The 25,331-nt window shown below is 54.4% G+C and carries 22 protein-coding genes; 8 read left to right on the top strand and 14 right to left on the bottom strand.

All coding sequences use genetic code 11. The annotated features are described in order from the left end of the window. Positions 1 to 249: 249 nt before the first annotated feature. The 3 genes from ABDW36_RS22580 to ABDW36_RS22570 all read right to left on the bottom strand — a co-directional run bounded on the left by ABDW36_RS22580 (position 250) and on the right by ABDW36_RS22570 (position 5,337). The gene (locus ABDW36_RS22580) at positions 250 to 2,217 is read right to left on the bottom strand and encodes a M1 family metallopeptidase (protein ID WP_343704199.1); all 1,968 of its coding nucleotides are present in this window, start codon (positions 2,215 to 2,217) and stop codon (positions 250 to 252) included. 134 nt (positions 2,218 to 2,351) lie between these two features. Continuing rightward, on the bottom strand, positions 2,352 to 2,939 hold the full coding sequence (locus ABDW36_RS22575) for a hypothetical protein (protein ID WP_343704198.1): 588 nt from the start codon (positions 2,937 to 2,939) through the stop codon (positions 2,352 to 2,354). Between the two features lie 19 nt (positions 2,940 to 2,958). Next, a complete protein-coding gene (locus ABDW36_RS22570; RefSeq protein ID WP_343704197.1) occupies positions 2,959 to 5,337 on the bottom strand; it encodes an ABC transporter permease in 2,379 nt (792 codons plus the stop codon). Positions 5,338 to 5,483: 146 nt separating this feature from the next. Here ABDW36_RS22570 and ABDW36_RS22565 point away from each other — a divergent pair, with 146 nt between their 5' ends. Continuing rightward, the gene (locus tag ABDW36_RS22565) at positions 5,484 to 6,692 is read left to right on the top strand and encodes an FAD-dependent oxidoreductase (RefSeq protein ID WP_343704196.1); all 1,209 of its coding nucleotides are present in this window, start codon (positions 5,484 to 5,486) and stop codon (positions 6,690 to 6,692) included. 32 nt (positions 6,693 to 6,724) lie between these two features. Next, positions 6,725 to 7,411: a DsbA family oxidoreductase gene (locus ABDW36_RS22560; protein WP_343704195.1), complete on the top strand. Its 687-nt coding sequence runs from the start codon at positions 6,725 to 6,727 to the stop codon at positions 7,409 to 7,411. Positions 7,412 to 7,614: 203 nt separating this feature from the next. Here ABDW36_RS22560 and ABDW36_RS22555 read toward each other — a convergent pair whose 3' ends face one another. After that, positions 7,615 to 8,106: a hypothetical protein gene (locus ABDW36_RS22555; protein ID WP_343704194.1), complete on the bottom strand. Its 492-nt coding sequence runs from the start codon at positions 8,104 to 8,106 to the stop codon at positions 7,615 to 7,617. 146 nt (positions 8,107 to 8,252) lie between these two features. On the opposite strand from ABDW36_RS22555, the gene ABDW36_RS22550 reads away from it, so the two are divergent. Beyond that, positions 8,253 to 9,410, top strand: a complete 1,158-nt coding sequence (locus tag ABDW36_RS22550) for a DUF2341 domain-containing protein (protein WP_343704193.1) — start codon at positions 8,253 to 8,255, stop codon at positions 9,408 to 9,410. Positions 9,411 to 9,413: 3 nt separating this feature from the next. Here the strand turns inward: ABDW36_RS22550 and ABDW36_RS22545 are convergent, their stop codons facing one another. Further along, complete coding sequence (locus ABDW36_RS22545) at positions 9,414 to 10,193, bottom strand: helix-turn-helix domain-containing protein (RefSeq protein ID WP_343704192.1); 780 nt, start codon at positions 10,191 to 10,193, stop codon at positions 9,414 to 9,416. 148 nt (positions 10,194 to 10,341) lie between these two features. Here ABDW36_RS22545 and def point away from each other — a divergent pair, with 148 nt between their 5' ends. After that, positions 10,342 to 10,857, top strand: coding sequence for a peptide deformylase (def, locus tag ABDW36_RS22540; protein ID WP_343704191.1), 516 nt, complete (start codon positions 10,342 to 10,344; stop codon positions 10,855 to 10,857). 51 nt (positions 10,858 to 10,908) lie between these two features. On the opposite strand, the gene ABDW36_RS22535 is transcribed toward def, so the two are convergent. Then, positions 10,909 to 11,421, bottom strand: coding sequence for a DUF4251 domain-containing protein (locus ABDW36_RS22535; RefSeq protein ID WP_343704190.1), 513 nt, complete (start codon positions 11,419 to 11,421; stop codon positions 10,909 to 10,911). Positions 11,422 to 11,516: 95 nt separating this feature from the next. Here ABDW36_RS22535 and ABDW36_RS22530 point away from each other — a divergent pair, with 95 nt between their 5' ends. Both ABDW36_RS22530 and dinB read left to right on the top strand, forming a co-directional pair. Continuing rightward, a complete protein-coding gene (locus ABDW36_RS22530) occupies positions 11,517 to 11,831 on the top strand; it encodes a hypothetical protein (protein ID WP_343704189.1) in 315 nt (104 codons plus the stop codon). Between the two features lie 15 nt (positions 11,832 to 11,846). Continuing rightward, positions 11,847 to 12,944, top strand: coding sequence for a DNA polymerase IV (gene dinB / locus ABDW36_RS22525; RefSeq protein ID WP_343704188.1), 1,098 nt, complete (start codon positions 11,847 to 11,849; stop codon positions 12,942 to 12,944). 67 nt (positions 12,945 to 13,011) lie between these two features. On the opposite strand, the gene ABDW36_RS22520 is transcribed toward dinB, so the two are convergent. The 3 genes from ABDW36_RS22520 to ABDW36_RS22510 all read right to left on the bottom strand — a co-directional run bounded on the left by ABDW36_RS22520 (position 13,012) and on the right by ABDW36_RS22510 (position 18,868). Then, a complete protein-coding gene (locus tag ABDW36_RS22520; RefSeq protein WP_343704187.1) occupies positions 13,012 to 15,375 on the bottom strand; it encodes an ABC transporter permease in 2,364 nt (787 codons plus the stop codon). Positions 15,376 to 15,507: 132 nt separating this feature from the next. After that, the gene (locus ABDW36_RS22515; RefSeq protein WP_343704186.1) at positions 15,508 to 17,235 is read right to left on the bottom strand and encodes a family 43 glycosylhydrolase; all 1,728 of its coding nucleotides are present in this window, start codon (positions 17,233 to 17,235) and stop codon (positions 15,508 to 15,510) included. A gap of 103 nt (positions 17,236 to 17,338) precedes the next feature. Then, entirely contained in the window at positions 17,339 to 18,868 is a 1,530-nt protein-coding gene (locus ABDW36_RS22510; RefSeq protein WP_343704185.1) for a carboxypeptidase, read from the bottom strand. 221 nt (positions 18,869 to 19,089) lie between these two features. Between ABDW36_RS22510 and ABDW36_RS22505 the strand changes: the two genes are divergently transcribed. Beyond that, positions 19,090 to 19,929, top strand: a complete 840-nt coding sequence (locus ABDW36_RS22505) for a DUF3800 domain-containing protein (protein WP_343704184.1) — start codon at positions 19,090 to 19,092, stop codon at positions 19,927 to 19,929. A gap of 94 nt (positions 19,930 to 20,023) precedes the next feature. On the opposite strand, the gene ABDW36_RS22500 is transcribed toward ABDW36_RS22505, so the two are convergent. The 5 genes from ABDW36_RS22500 to ABDW36_RS22480 form a co-directional block, all read right to left on the bottom strand. Further along, positions 20,024 to 22,177 (bottom strand): TIM-barrel domain-containing protein, encoded by a 2,154-nt coding sequence (locus ABDW36_RS22500; protein ID WP_343704183.1) that lies wholly within the window; start codon positions 22,175 to 22,177, stop codon positions 20,024 to 20,026. Between the two features lie 114 nt (positions 22,178 to 22,291). Continuing rightward, a complete protein-coding gene (locus tag ABDW36_RS22495) occupies positions 22,292 to 23,128 on the bottom strand; it encodes a metallophosphoesterase (RefSeq protein ID WP_343704182.1) in 837 nt (278 codons plus the stop codon). A 67-nt stretch (positions 23,129 to 23,195) separates the two neighbouring features. Beyond that, positions 23,196 to 23,675 carry a hypothetical protein gene (locus ABDW36_RS22490; RefSeq protein WP_343704181.1) on the bottom strand — a complete coding sequence of 160 codons (480 nt, stop codon included), beginning with the start codon at positions 23,673 to 23,675 and terminating at the stop codon, positions 23,196 to 23,198. 9 nt (positions 23,676 to 23,684) lie between these two features. Then, the gene (locus ABDW36_RS22485) at positions 23,685 to 24,065 is read right to left on the bottom strand and encodes an SRPBCC domain-containing protein (RefSeq protein WP_343704180.1); all 381 of its coding nucleotides are present in this window, start codon (positions 24,063 to 24,065) and stop codon (positions 23,685 to 23,687) included. 5 nt (positions 24,066 to 24,070) lie between these two features. Further along, the gene (locus ABDW36_RS22480; RefSeq protein WP_343704179.1) at positions 24,071 to 24,904 is read right to left on the bottom strand and encodes a S1-like domain-containing RNA-binding protein; all 834 of its coding nucleotides are present in this window, start codon (positions 24,902 to 24,904) and stop codon (positions 24,071 to 24,073) included. A 191-nt stretch (positions 24,905 to 25,095) separates the two neighbouring features. On the opposite strand from ABDW36_RS22480, the gene ABDW36_RS22475 reads away from it, so the two are divergent. Continuing rightward, entirely contained in the window at positions 25,096 to 25,299 is a 204-nt protein-coding gene (locus ABDW36_RS22475) for a cold shock domain-containing protein (RefSeq protein WP_119080576.1), read from the top strand. Positions 25,300 to 25,331: the final 32 nt, after the last annotated feature.

The raw sequence follows: 25,331 nt of genomic DNA, 5'->3' as shown, positions 1-25,331 counted from the left end.
GAAGGATGGCAGGAGGATGTCAGCAGGTTTGCCGGCCGTTGATGAAAAACGCCTGTTTAAGGCTTTATTCCGGCCCTGTCCCGTCCACCTCACGCTATCCTGCAAATTGCCATAAAGGCGCAAAAAAAGGCCCGGAAGGGCGTGGAATTTAAAAAGCCCGGCCGCCTGGTTGCGGGCATCAGCAAGAGGGCGGCCGGAGGAAATGATATAGCTGTAAAGCGGATTATAAACATGCAGTGAAGGCTGTACCTACGCCGGCCTGTTCCATGTATTATTGGTGCTGTTCACGTCTGGCAGGCGCTTGTCCGGGTCTGCCGTTACGCTTTCTATTTTGACGCCGGCGGGCAGGGCATGCCTGAACTGCTTCACGCCGCCGTTTTGCCATACTTCTACCGGCAGCTGTACGCGGTCTGATTTCCCGTCTGTGGTTTTGATCTCTACCGTCAGCGGCATGGGCAGCTGTTCAATGCATTCCACGGTTACAATAGCGGTGGTGTCATTGGCGTAGGTAACACCCCGTGCGGCCATGTCTACCTTCCAGTTGTTGATGATCCAGCCGCGCCAGAACCAGTCCAGGCTTTCGCCGCTGGCGTTTTCCATGGCGCGGAAGAAGTCCCACTGCGTGGGGTGTTTGAAGGCCCAGTTGTCTATGTAATACCGGAAAGCCTTGTCAAACCGTTCTTCCCCCAATACTTCTTCCCGCAGGAGGTCAAGGCCCATAGCGGGCTTGTAATAGGCCAGTATGCCCAGGCTCCGGTTCTGGATCACGTCTGCGCGGTGCATGATGGCGCTGGCGGAGTCGTAAAACATGGTGCGGCTCATGGCGTGGCGGTCGCGGTTTTTGCGGTCAAACTCGCCGTTATTGAAGGCTTTATCTGCCAGGCCGTTGATGAAGGTGTTGAAACCTTCGTCCATCCAGGCAAAACTCCTTTCGTTGCTGCCTACGATCATAGGGAACCAGTTGTGGCCAAACTCGTGGTTGGTAACGCCCCAGAGGCCGGCCTTCTGGGAGCGGGCGGAGCAGAACACAATGCCGGGGTATTCCATACCGCCTACAATGCCCGCCACGTTCACCGCTACCGGGTAAGTATAGGGGTACCATTTTTCGGAGTAATGCTCAATGCAGCCTTTCACAAACTCTGTAGAGCGGCGCCAGGCGGAGTCTCCCGCGCTTTCTTCAGGATATGCGCTCATAGCCAGCGCTTTTTTGCCGGCGGGCAGGTTGATGCGGGCCGCGTCCCATACAAAAGCGGCGGAGGAAGCCCAGGCCACATCACGGGTGTTGGTGCATTTGAACTTCCAGGTGAGGCGCTCCTTGCGCGGGCGTGTAGCCGGGTCCGTTATTTCGTTCACATCCCGCAGCATCACCGTTTTATCACTTTGCTGCGCCTGCTTGTACCGTTGCAGCTGCTGCGGGGTGAGCACTTCCGCCGGGTTGAGCAGCAGGCCGGAGCCTACTACAATATGGTTGGCAGGCGCGTTGATGGAGTATTCAATATCCCCGTATTCCAGGTAAAATTCTCCCTGGCCCAGGTATGGCAGCGTATTCCAGCCCAGCACGTTATCAAACACGCACATGCGGGGGTACCACTGCGCTATTTCGAATACCTTGCCGTTTTTGGTAGGCAGAATGCCCATCCTGTCTGTTCCGTATTGCGGAATATTGAACGCGAACTTCACTTTCACCTGTACTACGCCGCCGTTGGCTTTCAACGGCTGCGGCAGGTCAATGCGCATGCGGGTGTCTATCACTTCATGCCGGGCGGTTTGTTCTTTACCCGCGCTGAGCAGGGAAACGCCGCCAATGGTATACCCGCCGTTAAAATTGCGGTTAGCCCAGCGGCCGCCTGTAACCGGCGTTACGGCCGCACCGCGGGAGTCTGGCTTATAAATATTCTGGTCCAGCTGCAGCCAGAGGAAAGGCAGGTTTTCAGGGCTGTTGTTCTTGTAGGTGATGAGCACGGTACCGCTGATATGTTCCTTTACATCATCGAACGTTACATCTATCTTGTAGTCTGCCGCGTTTTGCCAGTACCGGGTACCGGGCCTTCCGCTGGCCGTGCGGATGTCATTCCCTTCAGATTCATAGAACATCGGCTTAAAGGCTTCGTAGGCGTTGAACTTTGAGGCACTCTCCTGTGCAGACAGGGCCGCAGGCAGGCAAATACATCCCATCAGGATGGCTATCCACTGTTTTTTTCGCTGTAGTGCAGGCATAATAAGATTTTGTTAGCGTTAACGGACTAAACTAGGGATAATATCCGGTTTTAAAAAGCCGGAAATGACAAGCGGGGCGGCGGCTGCCAGCGGGATGCAGTAAACGCGGCGCCGGGAGGCTTTGATGCCACCCGCTAACCCAGCCGCTTGAAAGCCGCCAGCAGCACCTCTCCCCGCGGGCTCAGCCGGTAACCGGGGTGCAGGCTTTCCGTAAGGCCCAGGGCTTTGAGCTTGCGGATGTTGACCTTCAGCCAGTCTTTGTCCATGTTCATTTCCACGGCCATATCACCCGCTTTGGTCTGCGGATAGCGGTCTATATGGCCCATCACCTTTTTCGTCCACGGCCCGTAAATGCTGCGGGCATCTATGTTTTGCAGCTTTTTGAGAATGGCGGCGGTTTCCTGGTCAGACACCTCGCTGTTTTCGCGGAGGGCAATGCGGGGGTCTTCCCCGGCGTAGCGCAGCCGGATGCGGTAGAGCTTTTCCCCGGCGTGTTTGGCCAGCTCTGCCAGCAGGGCGGCTTTAGACGGGAAGCCGGATTGCCGGGCCTCTTCTTCCGTGATGCTGCGGGCGGTTACCACCTCTACCGCGTCAATGGCCAGCACGCCGGCCTTGGTAGTGAGCCGGCCGCCTGCCTTGACCGTAGGCCTGTTCCATTTGCGGAAGGCCAGCGTTATTTTGCCCTGCAATATGCCTTGCAGGTGACGTTCCTTGATGAGCATAACCCTGTAAAAATAAGGATTATTCAGCCCGCAGGCTGCCGGCAGGGTTGGCCAGCGCGGCCCGCAACGCCTGGTACCCTACGGTGGCCAGGGCCACCAGCAAGGCCAGCGCTCCGGCCACCGCAAACATCCACCAGTTGAGGGAAATGCGGTAGGCAAAGTCTTCCAGCCACATACCCATCACCCACCAGGCCAGGGGAATGGCCAGTATGGCGGAAAGCAGCACCAGCTTCAGGAAATCGCGCGAAAGCATGCCGGTGATATTGGCCACGGAAGCCCCCAGCACCTTGCGGATGCCTATTTCCTTGGTACGTTGCTCTGCCGTGAAAGCGGCCAGCCCGAACAGGCCCAGGCAGGCTATAAAGATGGCCAGCGCTGTAAATACCAGGAATACGCGGCCCTGTGTTTGCTCCGAATGGTATTGCCGCGCAAAGTCATCGTCCGTAAAATGCACTTCCAGCGGGTAGTTCTTTTCAAACTGCGCATATACTTTCTCAATGTGCTGCAGCCCTTCGGGGATGCGGCCTTTCTGCAGGCGCACATACAGGTTATCTTCCCAGGAAGGCGTGGGCGGCATCATGAGCGCAACGGGCGCTATCTTGTGCTGGAGGGAATAGATATGGAAGTCTTTCACCACGCCAATGATGCGGCGTTCTCTAACAGTATCTGCCGTGAACTGCACACGTTTGCCCACGGGGTTTTGCAGGCCCATTTCCTTCACCATGGTCTCATTCACCAGCATGCCGGTATAACGGTCTGCATGCGTGAAATTGCGCCCCGCCAGGAGCTGCAGGCCCATGGTGGGTATAAAGTCCTCATCTACCTTAAAGTTCTGCGTGATGAGCGAGGCTACTTCAAACTTCCCGTCTTTCTCCGCCTTGAAACCGTTGGAGCCGATGTTGTTGCGGCCAATGGGGTTGCTGGAAGAGGCTACGTTTTCGATGTAGGGGCTCTTTTTCAGCTCCGCCTTGATGGCCGCCACGCTGTTGCGCATGGCCTCGCTGTGCAGGTGGAACGTGAGCACCTGGTCTTTCTGAAAACCCAGGTCTTTCTGCTGCATGAACCGCATCTGCAGCCAGCATACAATAGACACCGCGATGAGTATAATGGCAATGGTGAACTGGAAAGATACCAGCGCCTTCCGGAATGATGCATTACCAAAGCGGCTGCCCAGCCTGCCTTTGAGCGCATTCACCGTTTTGAAGCCAGACATGAAGAAGGCAGGATAGGAACCCGCCAGCAAACCGGCCAGCAATGCAAAGGCCAGCAGCGCGCTGACCGTATACCCCACACCGTATTGCCAGAGAGACAAAGAAGTGCCGGCCATGGCATTGAAGTACGGCAGCACCAGTGATGTCAATATAGTAGCCAGTACGGCGGCCAGCAAGGTGAGCATCACAGATTCCGTCAGGAAAAGCGCCGCCACCTGCTGCCGTACGGAGCCGAGCGACTTGCGCACGCCAATTTCTTTTACTCTTACGGCGGAGCGGGCGGTGGAAATGTTCATATAATTGATGCAGGCAATGAGCAGGATGAGCACTGCCACCATGCCGTACAGGTAGGTATTGCGCAGGCTGCCGTTAACGCCCGCCTCATAACTGAGCGCGGAACGCAGGTGGATATGCGGCAGCGGCTGCAGCTCCAGCCGGAAATCGATCCCTCCTCCCATTTCCGCCTTCATATACCGCTCATAGAAATCACGCAGGCGGTTGTTCAGCGTGGCAATGCTGGCGCCGGGCTTCAGCAGCAGGTAGGTATACAGGTTAAAGTTCTGCAGGCCGTCCGTAAAATTGGCGGGCAGGGAGCGCACGGCCTCAAACTGCAGGTGCGAGTTGGCGGGCACGTCTTTCATGACGCCGGTAATGGTATTGGCCTTTTGCAAATCCCAGGTTACCTGCTGGCCCAGGGCAGCCTCCGGCGTACCGAAAAACCGGCGGGCCAGGGATTCAGACACCACCACCGCATCCGGCGCTGCCAGCACGGTGGCGGGGTTGCCGGCCAGTAAAGGGAAACTGAATATGCTGAAGAAAGTGCTGTCCGCAAAAATGGCCGCATCCGTTTGCAGGCTTTTACTGTTGGCCGTAAGCAAACCGCCGCCTTCGGCCTGTACGCGGACGTAACCAGCTACTTCGGGATAGTCCCGCTCCAGAATAGGCCCCATAGGCGCGGAAGATACCGCCAGCTGCAGGTTGCTGCCCGGCCAGGAGGCCAATACCGCGGCGCGGTAAATACGGTTGGCCTGCCGGTGAAACCGGTCGTAACTCCATTCATTCCCCACATACAGCAGAATGACCCAGCACGCGGCCAGGCCAATGGCCAGCCCGGCCAGGTTGATGGCCGTATAGGAACGGTACTTCCAGAGGTGGCGCAGCGCTATTTTGAAGTGATTACGGAACATTGGGTATGCGTTTTGTGTTGATATAAAGGCAGGTTAAAAATCGTACCACCTGTCAATTAACTGGCAATCAGTTTATTATAACTAAACGATTGTCCATTTCAGTACAATGCCCGTCCGTTTCCGGACAATTAAAACCACCTGTGCGTATGGACCTGCAATCAGGCTACCCCTATTCATTGGTAAAATACGGCCTGCCCAATGATTATCCAAAGCTGGACCGTGACCTCCGTACAACCGTTACCGTTATTGGCGGCGGCATATCCGGCGCGCTCACCGCCCATGCGCTGGTGCAGGCGGGCATAGACTGCGTGGTGCTGGACGCGCGCACGGTGGGCCTTGGCAGCACCCTTGCCAGCACTTCCCTGCTGCAATATGAAATAGACATACCGCTGACCAGGCTCATGCAAAAAATTGGGCGCGTGGGAGCGGAACGCGCCTACCGGCTTTGCGCAGACTCCATCTCCACGCTGGCGGGTATCAGCAAACGCCTGCCTGGCGTGCCTTTTGAAATGAGACCCAGCCTTTACCTGGCCTCCTGGCAAAAACACCTGCCGCTGATAGAAGCGGAACACAAGGCGCGGCGCGCCATGGGGCTTGACGTGCTGCTCTGGGATGCAGACACGGTGAAACATACCATCGGTTTTGATGCGCCCGGCGCCATCTATTCCCGCACCGGCGCGCAAACAGACGCCTACCTGCTCACCCACGGCCTGCACCGCTACAACATCAAAAAAGGCGCGCAGGTGTATGACAGAACGCTGGTTACAGACATCCAATGCCACAAAAAAGGCGCGGTGCTCACCACCGCCACCGGCCATACCGTGCGTACCCGCAACATCATAATAGCTACCGGCTACGAATCCCTGCAGTACATCCGGGAAAAGATCGTCAACCTGCGCTCCACCTACGCTATAGCGGGCGAGCACAGTGAAACGGCCATGCCCTGGTACGAGAACTGCCTGATCTGGGAAACCAAAGATCCCTACCTGTACATGCGCGTTACGACAGACCACCGCATCCTGGCCGGCGGCCGCGACGAAAAGTTTTACAATCCCGCCCGCCGGGACAAGCTGCTGAAAACCAAAACCCGCCAGCTGGAGCAAGACGTGCGGCGCAGGTTCCCGCATATCCCCTTCCACGCAGAATTCAGCTGGACGGGCACCTTCGGCAGCACGCAAGATGGCCTGCCCTACATTGGCGAATACCCGCGCATGCCCCACACTTATTTTGCGCTGGGCTTCGGCGGCAATGGCATCACCTTCAGCCAGGTGGCCGCGGAAATTGTTTGCCGGCTTGTACAGGGCAAAAAGCACCCGGATGCGGCGCTGTTCTCCTTCAGCCGCTATAAGGGATAAAAAGCGTAAATTTGCAGCTTAATTGCAGACGAATGAAGATAGATATCTGGTCAGATGTGGCGTGCCCCTTCTGTTATATTGGCAAGCGCCACCTGGAGGCTGCGCTGGAGAAATTCCCTCACGGGGAAAACGTGGAAGTGACCTGGCACAGCTTTGAGCTGGACCCGCGTGCGCAGCAGGATTATGAAGAGGACCAGTATGAGCTGCTGGCCCAAAAATACGGCATGTCTGTAGAGCAGGCCAAAATGAGCACAGCGCGCGTGGAAGCCTCCGGCGCCGCGGCCGGCATACAGTTCCACTTTGATAATGTGAAACCTACCAACACCTTCAACGCCCACCGGCTTATACAACTGGCCGCGCAGCACGGCAAACAGAACGAAGTGGAAGAGCTGCTGTTTACCGCCTACTTCACGGAAGGCAAACACATAGGCCGGCCTGAAACGCTGCAGGCCATTGCCGCAGCCGCCGGCATAGACGCTTCCGGCATTTTTGACTCAGACGCCTATACGAAGGAAGTGCGGGCGGATGAAGCCGAAGCCCAGGCCATCGGCATCAGGGGCGTTCCGTTTTTTGTGTTTGACCGCAAATATGCCGTTTCCGGCGCGCAACCGGTCAGCGTGTTTGAACAGACGCTGCAGAAAGTATGGGAAGAAAGCCGGCCGGCAGATGCAGCGCCGGGCGCCGTTTGCGATGACGGGGTGTGTACGCCGGGGGAATGACAACTATATATGCAGCCTTTAGGGCTGTATGTTTCATTTTGAAGATGCCAGTTTTTCGATGTCATCGAGATCTTTATGGCGGCCGGCTGCTTTCCTGAACCGTTCCTCCGTCATGTCAAATACGATGCGAAAGAGAAAAAGCCTTTTGGAAAGGCCGGACGGCTCTTTCAAAAGGCTTCTTACTTATGTCTTTCTGTCGAAAATTAAAAGTTAAACCCGGCTTTCAACCCAAAGAAACCCAGACCGCTGTCACGGAACCAGTTTTCGTACTTGGCCTGCACATCCAGCCCCAGTATGCGGATGCCCACGCCCGGAGAAAGCAGGAACGCTGAACCGTCCAGGTCGCCCACAAAATTGGCGGCGCCGCCTTCCAGCTTCACATACAGGATGGATACCAGCTGGTACTTCAGGCCTACCCTTACCGGTACGGCCGCTACAGCAGGATAATCTACGTTGGTTACGGTTTTGCCGCCGAAGCGCATGTAGCCTACGGAGCCTGTTACCCCAAAACCCGCTATCAGTTTGATGTCTGCATTAAGGCCCACGCCATACCCGGTCTTATTGATATCTCCAAAATCGCCTACGGGAAAACCGGCTTCTACATAAGGGCCCAGGCTGAAACGTTTTAATTGCGCCTGTGTTGCCAGACTACCCAACAGCAACACGGCCATCATCAGGAAGAGTTTGTTTTTCATTCAAAGGATATTTCGAGGTTATGTATTACACGAAAGTATTATTTATTTGGCACACGCCCCAAAGAAATTGTATCAGCGGCTGATGCGGAAAAAGATGCCGTTCCAAAAGCTTTTAAAGGCAGCCGGATTTCATTAAATTTCCGGTCATGAAAAACTGCCTGGTCCCTTTGATGCTGACGTTGGCCCTGCATGCCTCCGCACAGGATACCCGCCCCTGGAAATACCATCAAACCATCACCATCAACACTACGGCCGCCGGCGCCGCTATACCCGGAGACGTACACAACTACCCGCTGGCCATAAAACTGGACGCACAGCATTTTGATTTCGGGGAAGCCAAAGCTAACGGCGCGGATATACGTTTTTCACAGCCCGGCGGCGCCGCCTTTCTGCCCCATAGCATTGAGTGGTGGGACCCCGTTCACCGCGAAGCGCTCGTATGGGTGAAGGTGCCGCTCATCAAAGGCAACAACGCCAAGCAGTTCATTACGCTGCACTGGGGCAATGCCGCGGCCGGCGGAGAAGACCGCTCTCATGAAGTATTTGACACGGAAGAAGGTTTTGTAGGCGTATACCACCTCAACGAGCCCGGCAACACCCTGCCCGGCGGCTATAAAGACGCTACCGCCAGCGCCGCGGACGCCACGGGCGTGAACATGCTGCCCGGCAACCTGGCCCCCGGCATATTAGGCAAAGCGCAGCAGTTCAATTACAGCAACCAGCAATGGATCAAAATAGACAGCGACAAACGCAAGCTGTTCGACCTCACCAACCAGCTCACCTTCTCCATCTGGGCCCGGGCCCGCAGCTATGCCAATAAAGGCAATGAGGCCAAACGGGTGCTGCCCGGTTACGAGACCATGATAGCGAAGGGAGATAACTCCTGGCGGCTGCAGAAGTACGGCGCCCGCGGCTGGCACAACCCGCCGGCAGAACTGATAGAGATCTGCGTGGAACGCCTTGACCCTAAAGGAGACCTCTGCGTGATCGGGAAAACGGATATGGTCACCGGCCGCTGGTTCCACATCACCGGCGTGCATGATCACCCTTATGTACGCCTGTATGTAAACGGCGTGCTGGACGCCACGGCTACCTTTGACAGCAAATGGAAAACAGACGATCACCCGGTGGGCATCGGCAACCAGAGCCAGTTTCCGGACAAGGGCGGCCGCTTCTGGGACGGCTGGCTGGATGAAGCGCGGGTATTGAAAGTGGTGAAAGATGAGCACTGGATCAAGCTGGACTATGAAAGCCAGCGGGAAGGCCAGCGCTTGCTGCAATTCGGGAAAACGGTGCGGCAATGAGCATTACTGTTTTGCTGAAAGATAAGCCAGCGGTGGTTTCCCCGTAAACCGCCGGAACTCTTTGGAGAAATGATGCTGATCGCAATAACCATGGTCAAGCGCCGTGCCCATCAGGTCTTGCCCGTTTGTTTCAACCAGGTGCAGCCATGCATGCAAAAAACGCTGCAGGCGCGCATATTCCTTGGGAGCAATACCGGTTACGGCCAGGCACTTTCTTTCCAGCCATTTATAATTGAGGCGCAGCTGCCTAACAAGATCATCTATAACAATATTGCCCTTCGCCCTGCTGATCAGCTGCAACGCCTCTTCCAGCAGCGGCGGTACCGGCGCCGGGTGTTTCAGCTGTGCCGCCAGCAACTGCATTACCTGCGCGGCCACCTGTTTTACTCCCCGAAGCGGCTGTAACGCGGCCACCCAGTTCTCCCCGAACAGCTCTTCAAACGCCCAGCGGTGCTGATGCCGCAGCAGGCGCATCTGCGCGGGCGCCAGCCGGTAAAAACCGGTGGGCGTAAAACGGACTATCAGCAAGGCATGGCCATTGGTGGTCTGATGCACGTTCTCTAAAAGCTGCGGGCTGCACCAGCCGGCCTGCACCTGTGCTTCTTCATTCAGCACAAACACCATACAGGGCCGGCCGTCGCTGAACCAGCAGGCGCCGTCATGCCCGTCAAATAAACGGCAGCTTTCCACAATGCCGTTCAGCAAAGCCGGGGGTGGCAGCACCTGGCTGCTTTCCGGGAAGGCCCTGCGTTGCAGGAAGTATGTGTACAATTGAACGGGCATATTGCAAAAATAAGGAATCCGGCAGTGGGTGAAATGTCTAAAAAGTACTTTGCGAAGCGGCAACCGGGCGTTTCAGCGCATGCTGTAAACAAATGTCGAAAATCTGCTTTCCGGTTTTTCCATAGCGCCGCAAATTGCCGTCAAAAAAATGATACTACCCATCGTAGCCTACGGCTCGCCCATTCTGCGCGTGCCCTGCCGGCCCGCTAACCTGGCAGACCCGCAACTCCCCATCCTGGTCGGCAACCTGCTGCATACCATGAAAAATGCGCATGGCGCCGGGCTGGCCGCCCCGCAGGTGAACGTGCCGCAGTGTGTATTTGTGACGGAAGCGGCCGGCGTGTTCATCAACCCGCAGGTCCTTTGGTACAGCCCGGAGCAGTTGTGGGACGAAGAAGGCTGCCTCAGCATTCCAGGCATACAGGAAAACGTGCCGCGGGCAAAACGCATCGCAGTAAGCTGGGTCAATGAAAAGCTGGAGCCGCAAACAGGGGAATTTGAAGATGACGCCGCGCGGGTAATTCAGCATGAATATGATCACCTGCAGGGAAAACTGTACCTCGACTATCTCCCGCCCTTCCGGAAACGGCTGCTGCAGGGGCGGTTGAACAGGGTATTGAAGGGAAAGGCGGATTGCCCTTACCCGCTGCGCAGCACAACATAAAAAACGGGCCGCAGAAACCTGCCGCCCGCTTGTAAAAAACGCGTATAATGCCTATTTTTTCTTCTTCCTGGTCCGTTTTTCCGTGATAACGCCGTTAAAGGAAATAGGTTGCCGGTTGGTACTGGTTACCTGCAGGGATGCGTACCCGTCTTCAGATACGGAGAGAAAAAGCTGTTGTACCTCGCGCACGTCTTTCGGCTGAATGGTAATATCCCAGCCGCCGCGCTTGCCGGGTTTTTCCGTATACTCAAAATCTTTTGAAATGAACTGGATGCCACCTTTGGAAGGGTCTAGCGGAGCGGAATAGGCCCGCCCGAAGTAGGGCAGGTAAGAATTGACAGTGTCTCTTGACACGGTAAGGTCATACCCCTCTCCCGTTATCTGCCTTGTACGGCCTCTCATGGGGAACACAGACTGCGCCTCAAAAACATAGTTCCGGCCCTGCACCAGCTGTTTGATCTTGTCCGCTTTGGACGTTTTCACCTGCGCCCTGGATTGCGCGCCCGCGGTCAGGAAGGCGGCCATCAGCAGCAGCAGAACAGGTATAGCTTTGACAACTTTCATATGATGAGATTTTATCTTTTGCATATAGAACAAATCATGTACCATATAGGTTTTTTTATTATATTTAACCATCATATATCCTTAAACCATACACTATGACTCTTTTCACCCTGTTGGCGGTTGCTGCCGCCGTATTTTTTGTAGCCCATGTGTTTTTGTTGTTTACCTCATTCGGCCGCGGTATTTACCACAAACGCAAGTACCTCTGGTCTCACCTCACCCTCTGGATCTGCGGGGCCGTTCTTTTTGTTATGGCAACACTGTATGCAGGCAAAGGGGAATCTCCTGTTATCGATGTATTTGACACGCCGGTGAAGCGCTGGCTGATCATTGTAGTGGCCTTCGGCCTTTCTGCGGCTGCGCACACCATTGTAAAGCTGCTGGTGATGCCCCGTTACCAGGGCCGGTAGCGCGCACCGGCTGGAATGTTTCTGTATCTTGCAGGCATGACCGTTCGCAAAATCATTCATGTGGATATGGATGCATTCTATGCATCGGTTGAGCAGCGCGATTTTCCTGAATACAGGGGCAAACCCATTGCAGTAGGCGGCTCCCCGGAAGGGCGTGGCGGAGTGGTGGCAACGGCCAGTTATGAGGCCCGGAAATACGGCATCCGCTCGGCCATGCCTTCCAAAAGAGCCCTGCAATTGTGCCCCGACGTAATTTTCATACGGCCCCGCTTTGCGGCTTACAAAGAAGTGTCACAGCAGGTACGCGATATTTTCAGGCGGTATACAGACCTGATTGAACCCCTCTCCCTGGATGAAGCGTACCTGGACGTGACGGAAGACAAACAACACATCGGCTCCGCCATTGCCATTGCCCGGCAGATCAAACAGGCCATCCGGGACGAGCTGCAGCTCACCGCTTCCGCCGGCGTTTCCGTTAACAAGTTCGTGGCAAAAATTGCTTCAGACATGCAGAAGCCTGACGGCCTCACTTTCATAGCGCCTGAGCAGGTGGAAGATTTTATGGAAAAACTGCCGGTGGAAAAGTTTTTTGGGGTGGGAAAGGTAACGGCGGACAAAATGAAGCGGATGGGCCTGCACACGGGCGCAGACCTTAAAAAGCTGACAGAAGCCAACCTCGTGCAGCTTTTCGGGAAAACAGGGCATTTCTACTACCGCATAGTAAGAGGAATTGATGAACGGGAAGTGCAGCCTCACCGCGAAACCAAATCACTGGGTGCCGAAGATACTTTTCCGCATGACCTTACCACTGTTGAGGAAATGAACCTGGAGCTGGACAAAATAGCCCTCACCGTAGCCGCCCGGCTTGAAAAATACCAGCTGCGCGGCCGCACTGTCACCTTGAAGATCAAGTACAGCGATTTCCGCCAGATCACCCGCAACCAGTCTTTCCCGCTCCCGGTGGGAGACCTGGCCACCATTGCCGCTACTGCCAAACAATTACTCCTGAAAACAGACCCTGCGGATGTAAAAATCCGCCTGCTGGGCATCACCCTTTCCAATTTTGCGGACGATGCGCCTGCCGCTCCCGCACAACAGCTCAGCCTGTTCTGATGGCCTGCGGCCGCTTGGGCGCCAACACTGCTCACCCACCGGTTGCGGCCCCTTTCCGGCTTCCCCGTCACTCTGCTTTCAGGCTATGCACCGGGTTGGCCAGCGCCGCTTTAACGGCCTGGAAGCTGATGGTGAAACAGGTGATCAGCAAAGTAACCACCCCGGCCAGCACAAACATGCCGATGCCTGGCGTCACGTGATAGGCAAAGCCTTCCAGCCAGCTGTGGGTAGCCCACCAGGCCAGGGGCAGCGCAATCAGCACCGCCACTGCTACCAGCTTTAGAAACTCGCGGGAAAGCAGCATTACCACACTGCTTACCGAGGCGCCCACCACCTTACGCACACCAATTTCTTTCTGCCTGCGCTGGGCGGTATAAGCAGCCAGCCCAAACAAGCCCAGGCAGGATATCAGGATGGCCAGCCCCGCAAAATACCGGCTCAGAACGCCGATCCTTTTTTCTGCTGTGTACATTTTCTGGTAACCTTCGTCCAGGAACTGGTAGCTGAAAGTAAAGCCGGGGTTGAACTGGCGGTACAGGTTTTCCAGGCCGGCAATGGTTTCCTTTTCCCGCCCGGCCTGTATCTTGATAGCCACCGCGTAGGTATTACCGGCGTTGAGGCGGAAAAACAGCGGCTTTACTTCCTCATGCAAAGATTCGAAATGGAAATCCTTCACCACGCCAATGATATGACGGGGCTCGCCCCAGAGCTGCACCGTTTTGCCCAGGGGCTCTTTCAAGCCCATGTATTTGATGGCGGCCTCATTAAAAATAATGGCATTGCTGTCTGATGCAAAATCTTTCGAGAAAGTCCTCCCCTCTTTTATCTCGAACCCCATGGTTTTTTCCGCGTCGTATGAAACGGCCACGTTCTCGAATTCCGTTCTGTCTTCAGGATCGCGGCCCGGCCACAATACACCGGAGGTGCCGCTGTTATGGCCGGTCATGTTATGTGCCATATAAGTGGCGCTCACAACGCCCGGCACGCTCCTCACCCTCTCCATAAACGCCTCCAGGTGATCTTCCGCGTCAAGCTTACCTTCCCGGTCAAACATGATCACATTGTCTCTTTTATAACCCAGGTTCTTATTTTGTACAAAAGCGATCTGTTTGTAGACCACCATTACAGACACTATGAGCACGGCGGAAATGGCAAACTGGAACACCACCAGCCCCTTGCGCACCCACAGTTCCCCGGCGGAGCTGGCCAGCCGGCCTTTCAGCACGGCAATGGGCTTGAAGCCGGAAAGGTACAATGCGGGATAGCTGCCCGCCAGCAAACCCGTCATCAGCGTAATCAGCACAAGAGAGCCGATCATGGCCGGATTGATGGAGAGGGCCAGCTGTTTGCCCGTAATATTGTTGAAAGAAGGCAGCAGGAGGGCCACCAGCAGCACTGCCACCGCCAGCGCCATAAAGGTCAGCAGCACGCTTTCACCCATATATTGCAGCATCAGCGAAAAACGGCTGGCGCCGGCCACTTTCTTGATGCCGATCTCCTTCATTCTCCTGGCCGCCCTGGCCGTGGAAAGGTTCATAAAATTGATGCTGGCAATGAGCAGGATGAATACGGCTATAATGGTGAACATCTTCACATAGGTAATACGCCCGCCGGTGGTTATCCCGTTTTCGTAGCTGCCGTACAGGTAATCTTCAGAATAGCGCTTCAGGAAAGGCGTGCGGTGTTTGACCTTACCATTGGTCTGCGCATTTACGAATCCCGCCAGCTTGCTGTTAAACCGGTCTATATCCGTGCCTTCGCGCAGCAGCACGCGGGTATACGTACCCGTGTTGCCCCAGCTGCCTATATAAATGTTTGAGGCGAACCTTATATCTATCGGCAGCAGAAAATCAAACTGCTCGGTGGCATTTGAGGGCGCAGGTTTGTATACGCCTGACACGGTGTATTGCTTTTCATGCTGCAATTCCACCGTTTTCCCTACTACATTTTCGGTATTGTTAAAAAGCTTCCGGGCAAGGGTTTCCGAGATCACAATGGAGTTATTACCGGCCAACACCTGGTCTGCATTCCCCTGCAGCAAAGGGTAAGAAAACATCTTGAAAAAGTCTCTGCCGGTGTACTTCCCGTTGGCCCGCACGTCGTTCTCCCCTACGCTAAGGGTGGCGTTATCAAACGGCTGCTCCGTAACAGCGTATTCCACTTCCGGCATGTCCGCTTTCATGGCCGCCGCCATAGGCCCGGAGGTGGTGGGAGACGTCCAGATGCCGCCGGCGCGGATGCGGTTTTCCATTACCCGGTACAACCGGCTGTCTTTTTCATTAAACCTGTCTACCGCCAGCTCATCAGCTACCCACAGGTAAATAAACAAGGCACAGGCAAGGCCGGTGGAAAGGCCTACCAAATTCAGGAAAGACGACTGCTTGTTATTCAGCAGGCTGCGCCAGGCCATTTTGAAATAGTTTTTCAGCATAAAGGCGAATTATGTGCACCGCGGCGCTAATTCAATACCAGTTTACGGGCATTTGTATATGAACGGAAAACAGATGGCATTATGCATTCATGTGTTCGCTTTCAGGATAGCCTTTGTCCGGAATCGGACAGGTTATTCAGACATCCTCACCGCCCCCCTCGCGGAGGTACCGTTTTCATTGATGGCTTCAATGGAAAAATAATAAGGCCGCTCCCTGTCCATCCCCTTGAAGTAGTATTCGTTCTGGCCGTGTACCATGATGCAGTTATACAGCTTGTCAGGCGCCACGCCCACGTAAATGTTATAAGCGTACGCATTGTCTACCGGCGCCCACTTGAGCCAGGCGCTTCGTTTGTCCTTCTCCGTGCGGAGCACGGCAAAGTTCTTCACCGTATCAGGCGGGGCGCCGCTGCCTTTGCCGAACACCCGCAGACCGCTGATGGCAAATTTGCCGGTGGGCATGTGGATGTTCTCCAGCTTGATGAAACGTGCCTTTACAGGCCGGGGCAGCTCTACATAATCATGCGGCACATCCTGCCGGTTGTTGCTTTTGTCAGTGAGCAGTTTCCATTGCCGCCCGTCCTGCGAGTAATACAATTTGTACTGATGGTAAGTACCCTGCTGTTTGCCCTGGAATTCCGCATCCTGGTCTGCATAATTGATCTGCACGGCATGCACCGTGCCGGTAGCGCCCAGGTCTGTGCTGATCCATTCCCCTTTGTTACCCGTGGCCGCGCTCCAGTAGGTTTTGATATGCTCGTCTACCGCGTAGTTAGGCAGGTAGCCGCCCAGCGTGGACGATACCTGCACGGGCCGCTGGTAGTTCAGCAGCATCCAGCCCGTGAAATACGTGTCGCCATCGGGCCGCAGGTAATGCGGGTAATCCCCGAAAGCGGTGTTGCAGTACATTACGCCGTCTTTATCAAAGCCCGCGGGCCAGATGCCGATGCGGCGCTCAAAATTATTTTTGACAGATACAACAATGGTAGACACGTGCCAGTACTGCCCGTCGTTATCACGGAAGGTGCTGCCGTGGCCGGCGCCGCGGGCAAAACCGCCGGGCTTGTAGGCAAAGGGGTTGTGCGCCTGCGGCGTGAAGGGCCCCAGCGGATGGTCACCCACCACCACGCCATCCGCATACCCGCTGAACTCCGTGCCCGGAGCGCCGTATTGCAGGTAGTACCTGCCGTTGTGTTTGGTCATATGCGCGCCTTCAATAAAGGGGTCGAGGAAAGTATTGTCACTGTATTCCCCGAAGCGCTGCCAACCGTAGCGCCAGTCTTCCAGCAGATACATTTCCTTGCGGGCGCCCAGCGGCTGCAGGGTTTTACGGTCCAGCTCAATACCGTACAGCGGGTAACGGTTGCTGCTGCCGTTGTACATGTACAGGCGGCCGTCATCGTCCGGGAAAAAATCAGGGTCCCAGCCGCCGATGGCAAAGGAATCAACCGCTTCTTTCCACTCGTTGCCTTTGGGGTTGGTGCTCATCCAGATGGGAAAATTGGTGGAGTAGGTGGAGCCGAACACCAGCATGGTATCCCCCATCACGGCTACAGCCGGGGCGCACAGCTCATCGTACACCTTGTGCCAGGGTTTGAGGAATTTGCGGGGCACAAAATGCCACTGCAGCATGTTGCTGCTCCACCAGTATCCCCACTGGTTGGTGGAGAAGAGATAAAAATCCCCTTTGTAGTTAACGATCACCGGGTCTGCCGTGGCGCGGTGCTTGCCCCAGGCAGCAAAATCAGGGATGGGCGTATAGCCGTAGTCAATGTTCACCGGGTTGCAGTACGTGCGCTGTTGCGCCTCTAGCGGGGCGGCAAACAACAGCAGCAGGAATGCAGGCAGAATGGTCCTCATACGCAGTAACTTTTTCCTGATGTTCTAAGTTCCGAAAAATGCGGCATGTGCGGGCATAAAAAAACCGGCAGCTGTTGCTGCCGGTCTGTGAATTATGTGAAGATCAGTATTTTGCCGCCTGCCCGTTTTTCGGAATAGCTTTGAGGATGAACTCGCGCAGGTGGTCATTACTAGTGGCCAGGTCATCTTTCCGGAGATACATCATGTGCCCGCTGCGGTAGCCTTCCCAGGAGAGACGGTCTTTCAGCCGGCCGCTGGGGTCCAGCTGCCACATGCTGTATTTGGCGTTGAAGTAGTCACAGGCGCCGTCATAGTAGCCGCTCTGTATGAGCACGTGCAGGAAAGGGTTTTGCGCCATGGCCTGCCGCAGGTTCTCCCCTGTTTTGTTGCCGTTGTTGTCCCAGGGGAACACGGGCCCGAACATATAATATTTCAGGTCTGTCTTGTACTTCAGCTCTTCCCGCAGGTACATGTTGATGGCCGGGGTGAAAGAATGCAGCCAGGAGGTCAGCTCGGCGTTAAAATCCACCCGGTCTCCCGCGTCGCGGCGGTCAATGCCCAGGTAGCGGGAATCCAGCCGGCCAACGGTGTAGCCGCGTTCGCGCAGCAGCTCTTTCCAGAAGAAGTTCAGTGGAATATCAAGATTGTTCTGCAGCACCGCTTTTTCGGAGATGCCGGAATAGCGGCTAACCCTGGCGGCTATTTCCTTTTTGCGCGCGTCGGTAATAAAGCCGCCTTCCGCCAGGGCGGGCAGGTATTCCTTGATGGTGAACTGCTCTACTTCCTGCAGCATCTGCGGCAGGTCTTTCTGCTGCAGGTCTGACGCCAATGCCTTGTGGTACCAGGCGGTGGCCGCAAAGTACGGGAGGCGCAGCGCGGCGGAGGCGGGGCCTGAGCGCTCAATGCCCAGCTCTGTGGGAGATACCAGCACCACCCCGTTCACATAGATCCACTGCGCGTTCTGCAGCTCCAGCGCCAGCCCGGAAACGCGGGTGGTGCCATAACTTTCGCCCACCAGGTATTTGGGAGAGGCCCAGCGGTTGTATCGCGTAATGAAAGTGTTGATCCATTCCGCCAGGTACTTCACGTCCTGGTTCACGCCAAAGAACTTCGTGCCCGGCACGTCTTTGCCCGTAGTGCGGGAAAAGCCCGTGTTCACAGGGTCTACGTACACAATATCCGCCACGTCCAGTATAGAATGCGGGTTGTCTTTCAGGCCGTACGGTTGCACCGGGTAGCCTTCATCGTCAATATTCAGCACCCTCGGGCCGGTGTACCCTATCTGCATCCATACAGACGCCGTACCCGGCCCGCCGTTAAAGGAAAACACCAGCGGCCGGGCTGCCTGGTTGTCTACATTCGATCTTTCAAAATAGGTATAAAAAACACCAGCTATGGTTTTGCCGTCATCGTCCCACACGGGCAGTGAGCCCGCCGTTACTTTATAGGGCACCTTTTGCCCGCGGATGGTCACTTCATGCCGGGTTACCACGCTGGCGTCTATTTTCAGCGAGCGGCCGGCGGCAGCGCTGTAAAACCTGCCGTCAGCAGAATCTTTTGCGGGCGCGGGCCCTTTCTGTGCATATAGTTGGCTGCAGCCCAGCAGGAGGGCTGCGGTAAGGAAATGTTTCATGATTTAAACATAGGGTATAATCTGAATATACGGGAATTTTTGTGATAAAGGGGGGAGAAAATATGGAACCGGGAGTACCTATATTTCTCACACTCCTGTGAGTTACCGGTTGTATTTTTTTGTAGTATTGAAATATTATAAAACCAACCACTGCAAACGAGATCCTCCTTTTTAATCGGGGGCCGGATTTGTTTTGAAGCGTTAACCTAAGGAATCATTGCATGGCATATTTCCTCTTTATTGATGAAAGCGGGCACGACCACAGAAACTCGCCTTATGAGGTGCTGGCCGGCGTTGCCATCATGGATACAATGCTTTGGGAACTGGTGAAAGAAGTTCACAAGATAGAGCTAGGCTGCTTCGGCAGAAGATACCGGCATGACGGTAGAGAAATCAAGGCCACCAATTTCCTCAACAGAAAAACCTTCAGACTGGCAAGCCAAATGGAGCCAATTGGTTTGCCTGAACGTACGGAATGGGCCAAGCAGGCGCTGGACAATGGAGAAAATGCCAACAGAAACCAATTGACCGCACTTGCACAGGCCAAATTGTCTTACGTTAACCAGATCTTCCGCCTCTGCCGGAGGTACTATTGCAAAGTTTTTGCCGCCATCACCACGGCCCCTGCAAGAATGCCCGCAGATGCCTCCATGTTAAGAAAAGACTACGTTTACCTGTTTGAGCGGTTCTATTATTTTCTGGAAGATATGCCGGGAGAACCCAGGGGTATTATTGTATTCGATGAACTGGATAAATCAGCCAGTCATATCCTGCTTTCGCAAATGGAACGGTATTTTCAAAATACTGCCAAGGGAAGAGCCAGAAGCAGCCGTATCATACCAGAACCGTTTTTTGTTCACAGCGATCTTACCACCGGCATACAAATAGTTGATTTTGTTGCATACCTGTTCTCCTGGAGTTTCCGGGTAGCCAAAATGATAAAACCAGGCAGGGAAGAGCTGAAAGAATTTGTTGATCTGATAAAGCCGATGAGATATAAAACGACGAGAGAAATAGGCGATAACAACAAGCACCTGATCTGGAGCGTTACACCTGTATAAAAGAAAAAAGGCAATGCCAGTTTCCCGGTCAAAGCCTCCGATGTAAAGGTACGTAAATTATTATTTACGAAACAAAAAAAAGCACTGCAATTTTTTATCTCCCTGTCATAAACACCCACTTCACATTCCTTTCATACCCAAAAGGTTTCCCTGCCGCCGGTGCGCTCATCTCCCCTTTCAGCTTGCCATTCCTGTCTTTTGATACCTTCAGCATCACCTTTGAAAAAGCGCCCTTCTCGTAATTGAACGTAGTGCCGTCATCATCATACAAAGTAAAGCTGCCGGCTGCAGTGCCATAGTGCCTTACTTCCAATGGCAGCACATCCCCTGCTTTAGGCGCCTGCCGCCGGGCAGGTATCATGGGAATAATGGCGCCGTCTTTCACGAACAGCGGAATTTTATCCAGCACAGCGGTAACGGTGATCTCCTGGTTTTCGCCGGCCAGCTGCCCGGTATAAAAATCATACCATTTGCCGGCGGGCAGCTGCACCTTACGGCTTTTTTCACCGGCAAACACGGGCGCCACCAGTATATTGTCACCCATCATGTACTGATCTTTCAGCTCTGCGCGCGTTTTGGCTTCGTAGGGGTTCAGCGTGGCGTCCAGCTTGCCGCCGGTTTCCTGTGCGGCATAGGCAAAACCGTCTATCAGGTTCATGGAGCGGAACGGGGGCTTGCCTTCAAAATGATATTGGGCAAAGGTGGAATAGATGTAAGGCAGCAGCCGCATCCGCAGCATGGCCACATCCTGCACCGCCTTTTCCACTTCGGGGAAAGACCATGGTTTGGTACCGTCTGCCCACGCGTTCAGCATAGCCATGGGGGAAAAACAAACGCTCTGCATTCTCCTCACCCACTCTTCCGCAGATTTGGAAGCGCGCACTTCCGGTGTCCACAGCACGCCAATGAAGCTGCTGTTCACCAGGGCGGAAATAAAATCAGGATGGGAATAATAATCGTTATAGATCACGTACGGAAAGTTGCTGGCGCCTGCGTTGGAAGCCCTTACCAGGCCATAGGTGCGCAGGTTCTGCTCCCGGTACCATTCGTCCGTCATTTTCTGCATGATCACGCCATACACCTGCCGCATCTGCTCTGCCGTGGTGCCGGAGGGAAAGGTAGCCACATCGGGCCACAGCCATTTGTCGTACCCGTCGTTCTCATCCATCTTGTACCCGCTCACGCCAATGGATATATGATTTTTGATAAAATGCTCCTTCCAGTACCGGCGGGCTTCGGGAATGGTGAAGTCTGTTACCAGCCCGTTCCATACGGTATGGGTGCCGGCGAAGGGCTTCACCTTGCTGTACAGGCTGCTTTTGGGAGACACGTAAGGGTTCAGCCAGAGGTTGGCGCGAACGCCTTTTTGGGCCAGGCTGGTGATGAAACCTTTCGGATCGGGGAAGCGGTTTTTGTCCCATTCAAACGTGCAGGGGTAGCTCATAGAGTGCCAGCCCGGCTCTACACCAATAAAGTCAAGCGGGAAGTTGTGCTCTTCAAACTCCGTGGCTTCGCGGAGAATGTCTGACTGGGAGTACAGTGTAGGCACGCGCTGGGTGAAACCCAGCCCCCATTTGGGCGGCAGGTAGCCGCCGCCGTTGAAGAGGTTGTACCGCTGTACGGCGTTCATGGCCGTAGGGCCGCCAAACACGTAGATCTCTACCCCGCCGGCGGGCACCAGTATTTCCACACCGTCCGAGTACGGCATGCTTTGCCATTTCTTGCTCTTGTCATTACGGTCTATCAGCTCCGGCGGGTTCTTTGTATCTACCCGTACAGCGGTACCGGCGTATACTGTGAGGTACCGCGCGGCGTCTACCAGTACGCCATATCCGCGGGACGATACGTAGAACGGTACCGGGGCATGCGTGCGCCCGTTGTCTGTGCCGCCGTAGTGGTCCATATGCAGCTGGCTTACACGGCCGCGCTGGTTCACGGTTTTAAAGTTGAGGCCAAGGCCGAAAAGCTGTTCGTCCCTTTCCAGGGGAAACTTGAGGTATACCTTGCCGTCTTGCAGGCGGGCGGTGATATCCGCCTGCGGCATGGGAAACCCGGTGGCGGGCAGTTCTTTCAGGGAGGTTGCGTTGGGCGTAGCGCCTGCGGCTTTGAGGAGGCTGATCTTTTCAGGCGTGCCGGCTACGGCTTTCCAGACGCCGGGCTGCACCTGCTGCCATTCTAAGGATAATTGCTGTGCGGCGGCGGCGGCACACAAAAGCAGGCACGCCAGTATTATACGGACTGTTTTCATAACTCGATGGAATTGCGGGCGTCAAGTTAGCAAGAAAATCCGCCATTTCTCCTTTAGATCAATATACTGGCAGGAAACGGTAAAAAACTGGAAGCCGCGGGCGCCATACATATATCAAGCCTTCAGCACATTCCGGTTCACGGGTTCCTTTTCGGCGGGGTTTACCTGGTAGCACAGTATTTCACCGCTGGTCAGCACTTCCACCACGCGGTAGCCATGGTAAGGTGTTCCCCAGCTGCCGCCCAGGTGGCCGTCAAAGAAATAATGTTTGCCGTTCTTTTCCTTCATGCCGTCTTCCGCATGGTCATGCCCATGAAAGATGGCCCGGAGGTTGGGCTGGGCGGAGAACATCTCCGTCAGTTCGGGGCAGTCAATACCGTGTTGCGTCCATTTCACGGGGGTGATGTGCATGATCACGAAGAGGTGTTTTTTGCTACGTAGCTCCTGCAGTCTGGCACGCGTCCAGTCGAGGTCGGGACAAATATATTTGCCTTTTACATCTGCCGTATTAAGCACCAGGAAAGCGGTATTGCCCTGTTCAACCACATGGTGCCAGCGCGTGCCCCAGGTCTTTTCCCAATCGTCTTCCGCAATCATGTCATGATTGCCATGAGACACGGCGTAGGGCATTTGCAGCTGGTCCCAGGTGCGTTTTACCTCCGGCAGAAAGGCGGGGTCATTATGAAAGATATCGCCGTTTATAAAGGCACGATGCAGGCCCCTGCCTGCTTTTTCTTTATTGAGCCAGGCCGTCATGCGCTGGTGGTTTTCCACCCAGGTAGTTTTAGGCTCTCCGAAATGGCCGTCTGAAGTGAGGGCAAAACGAAGGGCTACCTTGTCTTTGGCAGGCAGCGTAAAGCCGGGAGCGGCAAAAGATTGCAGGGTATTACCGGCACCAATGAGCACGATGCCTTTGAGCGTATTTTCGAGGAATTTGCGACGTGTGAGCATGCCATGAAGATACTTATTTCCGGGAAGCGGAGGAAGCCGGGCAACGAAAAATTAATGCGGCGCCCTGCTACGCAAACGTCAGCACGTCCAGCTGCTTCCGGTAGTCATACTGCAGGTCTTCATGCAGGGTTTCCAGCGCTTTTTCAATTTTGCGCAGCTGCTGGGTATACAGGTTGGCCAGCTGTACGCTCTTGTTTATCTGGATGCCGCAGCGCCTCATTTTCTGGCAGTAAAAAAGCAACAGCTCTATTTCCGCCTGTTTGGAGCCGGTGAAGCGGATGTGTTTATTGGTGATGCGCAGTATTTTTCGCAGGGTCTTTTTGGCATGGTAGAGGTGCGTGGTGGTCATGCCGTCAAACTCAAGGGCTATGTACTCCTGCACGGAGGCTATGTACCCGTCAAGGTTGTGGCTTTCAAACAGCAGGTAGGTGAGCAGTTCCTTGCTTTCTTTCTTGAATTTGGCCAGCCGCAGGCACAGCTCCACCAGCCCCGCAGGCGGCAGGGTGGCCAGCTCCGTTTTCAGTTCATTGATGGTGGCTACTTTCATGTATCCCGGCTATTCCTGGTAAAAATCTATCAAAGCCCCAAAATAGGCATCGTTCCAGCCTTCCACCATATCATGGTAAGCCTCATCGGGGATGTTGGTATGTTTCAGCTCCGCGGAGGTGCCTTTTTTATGGGGGTGGAGGATGATGGTTACAATGGAGGCCGCTTCCTGCTCTCCGAAATACCATTCCTGCACAATCTTTTTGTCTTCCACAAACTCCAGGTTCTTGCCTGCAATGCTGCCGTCCCAGAGGGAAAATTCAGTGCCGGGTTCTGTGCTCATTTCCGCTTTTTCTCCCGTCCACAGCTGGATGGTAGCGGGGTTGGTAAGTGCGCGGTACACGTCTTCAGGCGGTGCGGGTATCTCGAAATGTTTTTTGTAGTCTTTCATGTGCGTTATTGTTCCAGTAACTGAATGCCGGTTTTGGTGAAGGCTATCTTCTGCTGTTTGTATAAAGCGCCGGTCACCATTTTAAATGTTTTTTTGCTCATGCCGAAGAAGGCATAGATCTCTTCCGGGTCTGATTTATCGTGGTACGGCAGGTAGCCGTTATTTTCCTGCAGCAGGCGCAGTACTTTCCCCGTTTCGTCTTCCACCCTGCCATACCCCTGGCGGCCGGGCACCACGTCTATTTTATTGTCGTCTTTAATGGCCTTGATGAAGCCCTGGAAACGGTCTCCGATATCCATGGGCCTGAACTGGTCAGCAAAATGCAGCACGCCGGTATGGCGGTTGTTGATGATGGTGACGAAGCCGATGTCTGTGCGGCGGTAAATGAGGAGGTCTACCACGTCTTTTTCCTTTACCGTGAGGTCTTCATTGCTCAGGTAAGGATCTATTTTTTCCGTGGCGGCAATGCGGCCGGTAAGTTTGTCTATGTAGATCATCACCAGGTATTCCTGGCCTTTACGCATTTTCGAGAGCTGCTGCGACTTGGGTACGAAGAGGTCTTTCATCAGCCCCCAGTCCAGGAAGGCGCCCTGGTCTGTTACATCTACCGCTTTGAGGCTGACAATATCGCCCACAATGCCCAGGGGTTTTTCCGTGGTGGCAATGAGGCGGTTTTCGGAATCGTGATAAAGGAACACTTCCAGCTCATCACCGGGCCGCGTTCCTTTCGGCACGTATCTTTTAGGCAGGAGGATTTCCTGCTCCCCGCCGTCCAGGTACACACCAAAATCCGCTTCCTTCTTCACTTTTAAAGTATTGTACGCGCCTACATGGATCATAAATTCGCTTTATAAAGCGCAAAGGTACAATAAAATAAATCTTGCAAAATGCGGGGATATGCCACATATGCTTTAAATAGCGTATTCGTAAACAACTAATAAATATGCCCTGAACAATTGAAACACATATTATTAGGCGCTACGGATTATTAATGCTACCTTCGGCTCCTTATTTTTATAATTTTTACACAATGGAACAAAAATTCACAGGAACTGTAAAGTTCTTCAATGAAACAAAAGGTTTTGGCTTCATCAAACATGATGAATCTGCTAAAGAAACTTTTGTACACGCAAACGGCCTCATTCATGAAATTCAACAGGATGACCGTGTTGAGTTTGAACTGCAGGAAGGCAGGAAAGGCATGAATGCCGTTAACGTTAGACGTATTGATTAAGCTTGCTTAAAATATGTTTTACAGGCCGGTCT

Source organism: Chitinophaga sp., assembly GCF_039596455.1.
Taxonomy (GTDB): Bacteria; Bacteroidota; Bacteroidia; order Chitinophagales; family Chitinophagaceae; genus Chitinophaga.
Note: the sequence above shows the minus strand (reverse complement) of the source record. Positions and strands in the feature narration are given on the sequence as shown.